The sequence below is a fragment of the Paenibacillus sacheonensis genome, assembly GCF_009909195.1.
Classification (GTDB): Bacteria; Bacillota; Bacilli; order Paenibacillales; family Paenibacillaceae; genus Paenibacillus_Z; species Paenibacillus_Z sacheonensis.
This window is the reverse complement of record NZ_JAAAMU010000006.1, coordinates 273,462-285,723: the sequence shown is the minus strand read 5'-3', so window position 1 is coordinate 285,723 and position 12,262 is coordinate 273,462. Positions and strand designations below refer to the sequence as shown.

8 protein-coding genes are annotated in these 12,262 nt (G+C 54.2%); all 8 read left to right on the top strand.

Translation table 11 applies throughout. The annotated features are described in order from the left end of the window. The first annotated feature begins 8 nt into the window (after nucleotides 1-8). The 8 genes from GT003_RS14080 to GT003_RS14045 all read left to right on the top strand — a co-directional run bounded on the left by GT003_RS14080 (nucleotide 9) and on the right by GT003_RS14045 (nucleotide 12,250). Complete coding sequence (locus GT003_RS14080; RefSeq protein ID WP_161698731.1) at nucleotides 9-845, top strand: ABC transporter permease; 837 nt, start codon at nucleotides 9-11, stop codon at nucleotides 843-845. Then, entirely contained in the window at nucleotides 842-1,915 is a 1,074-nt protein-coding gene (locus GT003_RS14075) for an ABC transporter substrate-binding protein (protein WP_161698729.1), read from the top strand. Before GT003_RS14080 ends, GT003_RS14075 begins: the two co-directional genes overlap by 4 nt. Before the next feature lie 460 nt (nucleotides 1,916-2,375). Next, nucleotides 2,376-4,148 carry a cache domain-containing sensor histidine kinase gene (locus tag GT003_RS14070; RefSeq protein WP_161698727.1) on the top strand — a complete coding sequence of 591 codons (1,773 nt, stop codon included), beginning with the start codon at nucleotides 2,376-2,378 and terminating at the stop codon, nucleotides 4,146-4,148. Continuing rightward, a complete protein-coding gene (locus tag GT003_RS14065) occupies nucleotides 4,145-5,758 on the top strand; it encodes a response regulator transcription factor (RefSeq protein ID WP_161698725.1) in 1,614 nt (537 codons plus the stop codon). The genes GT003_RS14070 and GT003_RS14065 overlap by 4 nt, the downstream gene beginning before the upstream one ends. Before the next feature lie 114 nt (nucleotides 5,759-5,872). Continuing rightward, the gene (locus GT003_RS14060) at nucleotides 5,873-7,300 is read left to right on the top strand and encodes an extracellular solute-binding protein (RefSeq protein ID WP_161698723.1); all 1,428 of its coding nucleotides are present in this window, start codon (nucleotides 5,873-5,875) and stop codon (nucleotides 7,298-7,300) included. Between the two features lie 61 nt (nucleotides 7,301-7,361). Next, nucleotides 7,362-8,231 (top strand): carbohydrate ABC transporter permease, encoded by an 870-nt coding sequence (locus tag GT003_RS14055; RefSeq protein ID WP_161698721.1) that lies wholly within the window; start codon nucleotides 7,362-7,364, stop codon nucleotides 8,229-8,231. 5 nt (nucleotides 8,232-8,236) lie between these two features. Then, nucleotides 8,237-9,550, top strand: coding sequence for a carbohydrate ABC transporter permease (locus tag GT003_RS14050; protein WP_161698719.1), 1,314 nt, complete (start codon nucleotides 8,237-8,239; stop codon nucleotides 9,548-9,550). Nucleotides 9,551-9,586: 36 nt separating this feature from the next. Then, a complete protein-coding gene (locus tag GT003_RS14045; protein ID WP_487247392.1) occupies nucleotides 9,587-12,250 on the top strand; it encodes a family 78 glycoside hydrolase catalytic domain in 2,664 nt (887 codons plus the stop codon). The last annotated feature ends 12 nt before the right edge of the window (nucleotides 12,251-12,262 follow it).

Genomic DNA, 12,262 nt, shown 5'->3' with positions numbered 1-12,262 from the left:
GCGAGCCTATGAGGCGTTCATTCAAAGCATCCAATCTGTATCTATGGCTCGTGTTCGTCGTCCTGTATGCGCCGATTCTGTACCTCGCGTACTATTCCTTCAACAGCGGGGAAACGATGCACGGGTTCGAGGGCTTCACGTGGCAGTGGTACCGCGAAGTATTCGCGGACACGCGGCTTCTCATCATCCTCTTGAATACGATCGTCATTGCGCTGTTCTCTTCGGCGATCTCGACGATTCTCGGCGTCATCGGCGCGATCGCGATCCACAAGCTGCGCAAGCTGCCCAATCAGAACGCGCTGCTGTCGCTCAACAACGTGCTGATCGTCAGTCCCGACGTCATCATCGGCGCGTCGTTCCTCATCCTGTTCACGATGCTCGGCATCAAGCTCGGCTTCGCGTCGGTGCTGATCTCGCATATCGCGTTCAGCGTGCCGATCGTCGTCATCATGGTGCTCCCGAAGCTGAAGGAGATGAGTCCGACGCTGCTGGACGCGGCGCGCGATCTCGGGGCGACGGAGTGGGACGTGCTGTCGAAGGTGATGCTGCCGTTCATCAAATCCGGCATTTTCGCGGGCTTCTTCATGGCGCTGACATACTCGCTGGATGATTTTGCGGTCACGTTCTTCGTCACGGGGAATGGCTTCACGACGCTGTCCGTCGAGATCTACTCGCGGGCCAGGCAAGGCGTCTCGCTGCAGATCAATGCGCTGTCGACGCTCATCTTCCTGTTCACGCTGGCGCTTGTCGTCGGCTACTACGCGATCAGCCGCCGCGGGCAGGCCGCCGGCTCGGGCGCGCGGCGCAAAGACCGGAACGTGGATTGGGGGCTGCCGAACAAATGAACCAGTTGATCCGTATGCTCCTCCTCGTGCTCGTGCTCGGTTTTGCGCTGATGTACGGCGCTTCCGCGCTCAATTCGTCCGAGGGCTACTCCGGCGACAGCACGCTCACGATCTACAACTGGGGCGATTATATCGATCCCGATCTCGTCTCGGAATTCGAGAAGGAATCCGGCATCAAGGTGATCTACCAAACCTTCGATTCCAACGAGGCCATGATGACGAAGATCGAGCAGGGCGGCACGACGTTCGACATCAGCGTGCCTTCCGAATATGCGATCAGCAAAATGAAAGAAGAAAACCTGCTGCTGCCGATCGACCATTCGAAGCTGCCGAATCTAAAGTACGTCAATCCCAGGTTTATGGACCTCTCGTTCGATCCGGATAACCGATACTCCATCCCGTATTTCTGGGGTACGGTCGGGATTATCTATAACTCGGATATGCTCGGAGGCCGAACCTTCAAGAGCTGGAACGATCTGTGGGATCCGAGCCTGCGCAACCAGATTCTGCTCGTGGACGGCGCGCGCGAGGTCATCGGCTTCGGACTGAACAGCCTGCATTATTCGCTGAACGATACGAACGAGGCGCATCTGCAGGAGGCGAAGGCCAAGCTGAACCGGCTGACGCCGAACGTCAAAGCCATCGTCGGCGACGAGATAAAGATGCTGCTGGCGAACGAGGAAGCCGCGGTCGGCGTCGTCTGGTCCGGGGATGCTTCTGAGATCATGGATGCCAACGACAAGCTCGACTACGTCGTGCCGGAGGAAGGCTCGAACCTGTGGTTCGACAACATGGTCATTCCGAAGACGGCCAGGAATATCGAGGGCGCCCATAAGTTCATCAACTTCATGCTGGATCCGAAGCATGCCGCGCAGAACGCCGAATACGTCGGCTACTCCACGCCGAACGAGAAGGCCATGGACTACCTGCCGGAGGATATCTCGGGCGATACGCGGTTCTATCCCGATCCGGAGCTGACCTCCAAGCTCGAGGTGTACAAGAATTTGGGCAAGAAAATGCTGTCGCATTACAATGAGCTGTTCCTGGAATTTAAAATGCACCGGAAATAGGGAATGCCGTGCGATGAAGGTGCTCCTCGGTCATATCCCTGTAAAGTAGACAGTCAAAAAACATCTTATTAAGCGGCGATCGCTTCTCTGAATGCAACAGGGGAACGGTCGCCTAATTTTTTTTGGAAACGCTCGCGGTTGTAGGAAGTAACGAATTCCGGAATATGCCGCTCGGCTTATGCAGCGGTAGCCGGCTTCTCTAATAGCGATTGGCCGCGAGTGAAACCGACCGCCCGTGCCCTTCCTTGAAGAGCTTAGGCGGTCGGTGTTATACCACGTATCGGGAAATGGCGGACCTTATGATTTTCATATCCGTTCATTCATAATTTCATATCCCGACGGCTGAATTAGTGAAAAAAAGAAACGAGTTGTGTTGTAAGATGTAGAAAAGAGAGCAAGTTCAATTAGGGGGGTTCGGTCTCTGTTCGCGTTGCTTATTTTCCGCTATTTCGGCAGATCCTTGTACCGAAAAATGATGCTGACGTTCTTTCTGATTATCGTGCTCACGGTGTCGGTGCTCGTGGCGAATTTTTATTCCCGCACGGCGGGGGATTTAAAGAGGCAGGCCGTCGAGACTAGCGAAAGAGCGATGCAGCAGTCCGCGGTCGCGTTCAATTCCTATTTGGAGAACGTTCGCGGCTTCTCTTGGAGCAACTTCAGGGATTTTGAATTCCAGAAGTTCGTCCAAAGCATGGGCAGCAACCCGGACGCGCTGAGTAAATACAAGGGCGATTTTACGATTTACGTGAACGACAATCCCATGGTTTGGTCGATTACCGTCGACCAGATTAACGGATTTTCCCTAAGAGCCGGAAACGCGATTCCGGATATGCTGCCGGAAGAGAAGGAGCGCATTGCCCGCATCGCCATCGAAGCGAGCGGCAAAGGCGTATGGGTTCCATCGACGATATACGGATTGAATTCCGACCAGATGGAGCAGACGCTTACTTTCGCGCAAGCCGTTCGAAGCATTTCGCTCACTTCTCCGGGGCCGATAATCGGAGTCATGATGTACAATCTATCGTTCCATTCGTTAGATCAATGGTTCAAGAAAGTAGAAGGGGACCAGTCTAACCGTACTTATATTGTCAAGGCGACCGATGGTACCATCGTGCATTCCCTCGTTCCGGAGGAAAGAGGCGAATCCCTGCTTAGTTCCGATGATCTGAAGTCCGTCATGAAAGCGAAAGGCGGACACTTCTATTCAAGAAGGGATTTCGGATCGGCTTTGGTCTTATACGAGAAATTGGAGAGATCCGACTGGATGCTCGTGACGATGATGCCGGTTAAGCTGCTCATTAAACCGGTAAACGATTTTACGAAGAGTACCCTCGTAATCGGATCCTTAAGCTTGCTTTTCTCCCTGCTGTTAGCCGGATTGTTCTACTCTCGGACGATTACTCCCCTTAAAGAATTAAGCAAAGGCATGAAAGCGATCGAAGTCGGAAATTACGAGGTTAGCCTGCCGGTTAGAAGCTATGACGAGTTAGGATACATCACGTCGTCGTTCAACCGAATGGCCAAGGAAATCAACCGTCTTATCATGAAGGTGTACGAATCCGAAATCATAAAGAAAAACGCGGAAATCAAAAGCTTGCAATCCCAGATCAATCCTCATTTTCTTTATAATACGCTCGGAATCATCGATAGTTTATCCGCCATCGACGGAGATGCCAGAATATCGTTTATCAGCAGATCGCTTGCAAAAATGTTTCGCTACAACATCAGCGGCGAAGATATCTCGACGATGGAGACGGAAATTCAACAAATCCGGTTGTATTTGTCTATCCAGAAGATCCGGTTCGACGAGAAATTCGATTATTTGATTTACGTCGAACCGGGGTTGGAGCAAGCGCCGATTCCGAAGATGCTCCTGCAGCCGATCGTGGAGAACAGTATTCTCCATGGCGTAAGCCGAAGCCGTCATTCCGGAATCGTCAGAATCGAAGCAACAATGGAAGACGGCGATAGCGTGCAGGTGAAAATTTGGAACAACGGCATGCCGATCGATTCGGAAAGACAGGAATGGCTTCGTGCAAGGTTAGCCGGAACGCCTAAAAACGGAGAGTCGGTCGAAAACCGCTCTTCCATCGGATTGCTGAACGTTCAAGCGAGGATCAGGCTGCTATATGGCGACGATTGCGGAGTTTCTTTCGAAAGCAGCAGCGAGTACGGAACGACGTTTACATTGACGTTAAGGAATAAGGTGTACAAGGGAGGAAACGAAGGATGAGATACATCGTTCTTGACGACGAGCCGATCATCCGTCAGGGCGTCATCCATAAAATTCGGCAGACGGGATTGCCGCTGCTGTTCGCGGGCGAGGCCGACGATGGCGTATCGGGGCTTGAATTGGTTCGATCGGCGAAGCCGGATATCGTCTTGACGGATATCCAGATGCCGGAAATGAACGGCTTGGAGTTCATTCGCTTAGCCAAGACCTTATATCCGCGGATGGAATATATCATTCTCAGCGGATTCGACGATTTCGAATACGCCAAGAAGGCGATCGGCTACGGCGTAAGCCACTATCTCTTGAAACCGGTGGAGGACGAAGAACTTTACGAGGCGCTGAGCGGCTTAATCGAACGTTTGCAGGCGGAGAACCACCGCGACAAAATGGTCTTAAGGCTGCAGCAACAAGCGGAGACGGGGCAGGAAGCGGCGCGAAGCCAAACGCTCACGAGGCTATTGAACGAAGAGGAAACGAACATCGCGGATCCGTCGCTCGACGAGCTGTCCGTCGGCTGCGTTTCTTTTTCATCGGTCGTCTTGCAGGTGGAACCGGTAAAATTACCCCATTATTCGTTCGCGGAGGACGAAGAGGAACTGATCTGGTTCTCGCTGAAAAACATCGTAACGGAAGGGTTTAAAGCCGAAGGCATCGCGGGCTTTCTCGTTCATAGTTCACTGAACCGCTGCGAATTCGTATACGTGTTCGGTCTCAAAGCGGGTCAAGACCGTTCAGTCGTTCTTTCCGCGGCCGATACGGTCGCTTACGGCGTTCGCAAGTATTTGAAAATCAACGCGGTGATTGGGTTCGGTCCGTTCGCGGATAAGCTTGACCGTATCCAGGAGATTTACCGCGAAGCGAAGCAATCGGCACGGAACGCGGTGCTCCATGGAGGAAACCGGGTGTCCCATTGGACCGCGCAATTCCCTTATAAGGCAAATAGGCAATCCATCATCGGCAGCGAGGACAGCAAATTGCTCGCGGAATGGCTGGATCGTCTGGATGGGGATAAAATCATTCGTTGGACGAAACGGCGCCTGGGCGCGATCGCGCAGGATCCGAATTCCGTTTTCGTGCAGATCGAATGGTTTTGCGTCGATCTCTATCTGCTGTTCAATAAATATTTGCTTGCCAATGCCGTAGACGCGGAATGGACGATCGGCGAGCTGGACGACATGCTGCGCTGGCTGCAGCAGATCACGCGATTCGGGGAAATCGAAGAACGGATGATCGGTTTGGCGTCGAACGTTATCGGCCGTCTTGCCAGAAGCGGAGACATGTCGGGGAAAGAAGTCATGGAGGTCGTTCGCGCGTATATCGATCATCATTTCACCGAGCCTTTATCCCTGCAGTCCATCGGCGAGCGGTTTTCCATTCATCCGAATTACTTCTCCAAACGGTTCAAGGAAAAATACGGCGAAAGCTTCATCGAATATTTAACCTCGGTGAGAATGAAGGTGGCCGCCAAGCTGCTAAGCGAGACGGATTTGAAAATCCACCAAATCGGGGAAAGGGTCGGCATCGAAGACGCTGCCTACTTCGGAAGCGTCTTTCGCAAGTGTTACGGCGAGACGCCTAAGCAATTCCGGGAACGCTTTCATTCAACTTAAGAATTTCATATCGAATCGGAATAACCCGTTAAGATATTCGCTTATGCCTCCGAATCGGCGGACTTATAATTGAAACAAGCAAGACGAAACGAACCGAGGGGGAAGCTGGCTAGAATGAAAAAGAAGATTCGCTTGTCCGCTGCATCGATGTTATTGCTGACCGTCGCTTTAACGACCGCCGCATGCGGGGGGAACAACGGTAACGGAAACGGAAACGCGTCGCCGAGCACGAATACCGCCCCGGAGAACAACGCGGCCGCATCCGATTCCGAATCTCCAAGCGCTTCCGCGCAAGAGGATGCCGTAGAGATCGTCGTGTGGGATAAACCGAGCGCCGACGCGGCCGACAAGGCCTTCAAGGAAGAGGCTTTCGCCGCTTTCGAAGCGAAGTACCCGAATATCAAGGTCACTCACGTCGAGCAGACCAAAGAGAAAGAACGCGAGCAATTCATGACCGCGGTAGCCGGCGGGGAGCAGCCCGATCTTTACAAGAACCCGTATCCGGACATGGAATCTTACATCGCGCAAGGCATCGCGGCAGACATTACCGATCTTTGGAACGGCTTCGAAGGGAAGGACGGCTACCTGCCTTCGTCCCTGAACGCCGCAACGGTAGACGGCAAAATTTACGGCGTTCCGAACGACATGTACGTAACGGGACTATTGTACAACAAGCAAATGTTCGCTGACGCGGGACTCGATCCGGCTGCTTCCTTGAAGGACTGGGACTCGTTCGGAGCGGCCGCGCAGAAGATGACGGACGCCTCCAAGGGGACCTACGGCTACGCGATCCTCGGCATGGATTGGGCGGATTGGTTCTTCGAATACTACGTATGGCAAGCGGGCGGCGATCTGACCGAGAAGCAGCCGGACGGCACGGCCAAATTGACGTTCACGTCCGACGCGACGATCAAAGCGCTGCAATACTACAAAGACTTGAAATTCAAGTATAAAGCGACGCAGAAGAACGTCGTACAGAGCTTGGACGACAATCAGAAGGACTTCTATACGGGACGCGCGGCTTCCATGATCGCGGGATCCGACTGGATCGGGGGCCTCGTAGCCAAAGGCATGGACCTGAACAACATCGGCTTCTCCGCACTGCCGGCCGGTCCTTCCGGCAAAGCGCCGTCGCAAGTCGGCGGAAGCTACTGGATCCTCAATCCGAAGTCTTCTCCCGAGAAGCAGCAGGCGGCCTTTACGTACGCGACCTATATGACGTCGAAAGAGTACCTCCAGTCGGTGCTGCAATACAACAAGGACAACGGAATGTTCCCGAACCTGCTTTCCGTTCGTACCGACGTCGCCGTGACGGATTACGTGGACGGCCTGCCAGCGGAAGTCGTGAGCGGCGTTCAAGCGGCTGCGAAAGACACGCATCTGGAATATTTCCTTAAAGCGCGCTTGAGCCCTTACATCGTCAAGCCGATCCAAGAGGCGCTCTTGAACGAGAAAGCCGATCTGAAGTCCGTGCTGCAGACGGCGCAGGATCTCGCGCAGAAGGAAGTCGTCGACAAGTATAACGAGGAAGTAAAAAAATAAGAGGGATCGGGATTCTCTCGAAGAGGGAATCCCGATGTCTATTCCAGGGGTGAACAACCGTATGACGAGAATAACGAACATCCGTTGGATGCCCGTATTGTTTCTGTTACCGTCCGTGCTCTGCTATCTGTTGTTTAAATACTACCCGCTGTTAAGCATGGTCCGCGTCAGTTTCTTTCGCTACAGCATCGTCAATCCCCCAGGGGAGTTCATCGGCCTGGCCAATTACACGGAGTTTCTTACCTCGTCGACCTTCTGGCAAGCCGTATCCAACACGTTCGTGTTTTTCGCGCTTTATCTTGGTCTGACCTTCTGGATTCCGATCGTGCAAGCGCTGCTGCTCAGCGATATTCGCAAGGCGAACGCGTTCTTTCGCTTCATGTACCAATTGCCGACGATCATGCCGGCGGTCGCGGGCGTTCTCGTCTGGAAATGGATGTACAACCCCGATTTCGGTTTGCTGAACTATTGGCTCCATTTTTTCGGTCTCGGCCCGTATATGTGGCTCAACGACTTGAATATAACGAAGTTGGCCATCGTATTGCCCGCGGTGTTCGCCGGCAATGGCATCTCGCTTCTGCTATATTATTCGGCTATCAAATCGATTCCGACGGAAATCTTGGAAGCGGCGAAAGTAGACGGAGCCAGTCCCTGGAGAAGAATGTGGACGATGCTGCTGCCGAACATCCGATTCATTATCGTCATCCAGTTCATCGCCTTCATGTCGGGCGTCCTGCTGGCTTACGACAATATTTACGTCATGACGCAAGGCGGCCCGGCGGGAAGCACGACCGTCGTATCGATGCTGGTCGTGAACACGGCGTTCCAACAATCGCGCTTCGGGATTTCGGGCGCCATGTCCTTGTTCATGTTCTTCGTGATTGCTTTATTGACCGTCTTGCAAAATAAAATCTCCGCGGAAAAGGATTGAGCGATATGAAACGAACGCGCATGGCGGAGAAAGGACAGCGGTCTCTTAGCTTTACAGCTTACGCGGTGACGATTCTCTTTACGGTTTTTTCCCTTATCCCCGTGTTATGGATGGTTTCTTCGGCGTTCAAATCGGATAAGGACATCGACGCTTATCCTCCCAAATGGATCCCTCAGATTCCCCAATCGATCAGGGTCACGCTCGATTATTCGGGACTTGAACCGATGGAGCAGGCGGATTACGAGAAGGATGCCATGGAGGCGACCTGGTTCCCTTGGATGAAGAATATCCGGGAGAATATCGGCGAAGTCCGAATTACCGGCATCCGGGACGGGAAGAAGATCTTCCAAGCCTATACGGAGTCGTCCTCGTTTCGGGCCGGACAGCCCTCGATCGTTCCTTCCACGTTGTTTACCGACCGGTTGATGGATCGCAAGCTTCCGATGATTCGCGAGAAAAAGCTGTCCACGTTTACTTGGTACGGGGACGGAGGAAGCGACGTTTCGGATGGGAAAGGCGTGGCGGAGAGCGCGCTTTCGTCGCGGTTCGCGGATTTTTACGGCTCTTCGGAGATCATTCAGGGAAAAATCGCGACGATCGAGGAGAAACAAGCTTGGACCCGGATGTTCGACAGCTTTATTGCGGTTAACAAGATCGCGATGAATGCGGCCGGTCCGCTTGGATTCATGAAATATTTCATCAACAGCGCGATCGTTACGCTGTCCTCGGTGGCGATACAGCTGTTTCTCGGGGGATTGGCCGGTTATACGCTGGCACATCTTATCGCGAACAAAAAGTGGCAGTTCTTTTGGATTATGTTCTTCCTGGCGACGATTATGATCCCGGATATTTCGCTGCTATTGCCGCTGTACTTGCTCATGAAGGATTTGCATCTGGTCAATTCGCTTTGGGCGATCATTCTGCCTCATTCCGCCTGGGGCATCATTATCTTCCTGTTCAAAGGCTTCTTCGAGCAAATCTCGAAGGAGCTCCTGCAAGCGGCGAGGGTCGACGGGGCCACCGAATTTCGCACGTTCCTGCAGATCGTCGTTCCGCTATCCGTGCCGATCTTCGCGGCCGTCAGCGTGTTGACGTTCATCCCGGTATGGAACGAATTCGTCTGGCCGCTCGTCGTGAACAACCTGCCTCAATACTGGACGTTTACCGTCGCGCTGAACGATCTGCAGAATCAAAGCAACGTCCAACAGAACATGATTATGGCCAGCTCGTTTATCTCGATGATTCCGTTGCTCGTCATTTTCGTCTTCGCGCAGAAGTATATCGAGAAAGGCGTGGCGTTCTCGGGAGTCAAAGGATAGCAGGAAAGATCGGATCATCAACGCGAGGAGGAGGCGATAGGAATTCTTTCGGTCAATCTGCAATGCGAATACTTGCCGAATCCCGTGGCGATTCACACGGAAGCGCCATGCTTCAGCTGGCAATTAAGCGCGGGCGGGCGCAATCGGTCGCAAACCGCGTACCGGGTTACGGTTGCCGACGATCCGGGGAAGCTGAACTCGGAGCGCGAATTGCACTGGGATTCGGGCAAAGTCATTTCGAATAACAGCTTTCACGTCGTATACGAGGGAGATCGGTTGGAGAGCGATACCCGATATTACTGGCGCGTCGTCGCCTGGGACGAAACGGACCGCGAGGGGGAGCCCAGCGCAACGGCCTCCTTCCATATCGGGCTTCTGCATGAAGAGGATTGGTCCGGTCAATGGATCGGCGCGCCGGATATCGCGGGCTCTCCGCTATTCCGCGGAACGTTCTCGGTCGGCAAGCCGTGCGAGCGCGCCGTCGTTTACTTCGCTTGCCTGGGATACGGGGAACTCTACTTGGACGGCAGCAAAGTCGGCGATCATGTTCTCGATCCCAACTGGAGCGACTACGACGATCGAACGATCGAGGGATTGCTGTATCCTTACAACGATAACGGCAAGAAATCGGTCTATTACGTCGCCTACGACATCACTGCCGATTTGACCGTGGGAAAGCATGGTTTCGGCGCGAGGTTAGGCAACGGATTTTACAATCAAACCGCGCGTACGGTCGAAGGCCGAATGTCTTACGGGAATCCTCGCTTCCTGCTCCAATTGGCTATAAAATACGAGGATGGCAGCGCGGAGCGCATCGTAAGCGACGGCAGCTGGCGCTGCGAGCGCGGGCCGATCCTGTTCGACAATGTTTTCGTGGGCGAGGTTTATGACGCCAGGCGCGAGATCGAAGGATGGAGCGAATCGGACTTCGACGAATCGGATTGGCAGCCGGTCTACATCTTGACGGCGCCTAGCGGTCGGTTAAGGGCGCAGCAGTCTCCGGCGGATAAAGTCATGGGCACGCTTCGGCCGATAAGCCGAACGAAGCTTGGAGACGGGCGTTACGTCTACGACATGGGTCAAAACTTCTCGGGATGGGTCAGATTGCGGGTGAGATCGTCGCCCGGCGGGTCCCGCTATATCCTCAGGTTTGCGGAGGAGTTGAACCCTGACGGCACGCTCGACTTTACGAGCGCTGGCGGAACGGACCAAATTCAGCATGACGTCTATATTTCGAGAGGCGACGAAATGGAAGACTACGAGCCAAGATTCGTCTGGCACGGGTTTCGTTACGTTGAAATAACGGGGTTTCCCGGCGAGCCGGCGGAGGACGCCGCGATCGGCGTTATCGTCCACGCTTCGGTGAATTCCGTCGGTTCTTTCGAATGCTCGGACGAGACGCTTAACCGCATTCAGCGCATGTACCGTTGGTCCCAGCTGAGCAACCTGCACGGCGGCGTTCCGAGCGATTGTCCTCATCGCGAGAGATTGGGGTACACCGGGGACGGCCACATTACGGCCAAGGCCGCCATCTATAACTTCGGAATGGCCTCCTTTTATCGGAAGTGGGTTCAAGACATCGGCGACGCGCAGAACGTTCAGACCGGCTTCGTCCCCCATACCGCTCCCTTTAACGGAGGCGGAGGCGGACCGGGTTGGGGAAGCGCTTATGTCATCGTGCCTTGGCTCGTATACCGGGCTTACGGCGATCTGAGCCTGCTTCGGGATCATTATGAGGGCATGAAGAGCTGGGTCGACTACCTGCAAGGCTGCACGGATGACGGATGCATCGTCGAGAGAGAGGAGCCGGGGAGCTGGTGCCTAGGCGATTGGTGCATCCCGGGTTCCATCGAACTGCCCGAACGGGTAGTGAACACTTATTTTCACGCTTACGTCACGAAATTGCTCGGATGCATAGCGCATGCGCTAGGTAGGGTAGACGATCAGCGACGCTACGAGGCACGATACGCCGACATTTGCTTGGCGTTTAATGAGCGATTTCTTGACCCGAAGGAAAATCAGTATTCGATCGGCAGACAGGGAGCGGATATCTTCGCCTACGCGCTCGGCTGCGTGCCGCCCGAACGGGAGCCGGCCATCCGAAACCGGCTGCTGATGCAGTACTCGGAGGAGCTCGGGGGCTGCGTGGATACGGGGATATTCGGGACCGGCCTGCTATTCGACGCGCTGGCCGATTGGGGCGAGACGGATACCGCGATCGCGCTGGCCGTCAGAGACGAATATCCCGGATACGGCTTCATGATCAAGAACGGCGCTACGACCCTCTGGGAGAGATGGGACGGGCTGGAATCCCGTAACCATCCGATGTTCGGGAGCATTAGCGCTTGGATGTTCGAGCATTTGGCGGGCTTGCGCATGTGCGACGAATCCATCGCTTTCGCGCGAATGGTCGTGAAACCGCCGGTGACTTCGAAGCTCGCTTACGCAAAGGCGGAGATCTCGACGATCAGAGGAACATATTCCGCCGGTTGGAAGCGAGACGGGGATGTATGGGCGCTGGAAGCGGTCGTGCCGGTAAACGGGTCGATCGTAATCGAGCTGCCGGAACGCCTGCGGAAGCCGATCTCGGTCTTCGAAAGCGGGCAGCTTCTGTTCGAAGGATCCGACTACGAAACGAAGGACAACCGAATCGTTCTGGGGTCCGGCAATTATCGAGCCGATTGGGCAGCTAGTCAATAAACCGATTAATGG

Coding starts and splice junctions, on each gene's coding strand:
- GT003_RS14080 (WP_161698731.1), top strand. CDS start 9: ATGAGGCGTTCATTCAAAGCATCCAATCTGTATCTATGGCTCGTGTTC.
- GT003_RS14050 (WP_161698719.1), top strand. CDS start 8,237: ATGAAACGAACGCGCATGGCGGAGAAAGGACAGCGGTCTCTTAGCTTT.
- GT003_RS14060 (WP_161698723.1), top strand. CDS start 5,873: ATGAAAAAGAAGATTCGCTTGTCCGCTGCATCGATGTTATTGCTGACC.
- GT003_RS14065 (WP_161698725.1), top strand. CDS start 4,145: ATGAGATACATCGTTCTTGACGACGAGCCGATCATCCGTCAGGGCGTC.
- GT003_RS14075 (WP_161698729.1), top strand. CDS start 842: ATGAACCAGTTGATCCGTATGCTCCTCCTCGTGCTCGTGCTCGGTTTT.
- GT003_RS14055 (WP_161698721.1), top strand. CDS start 7,362: ATGACGAGAATAACGAACATCCGTTGGATGCCCGTATTGTTTCTGTTA.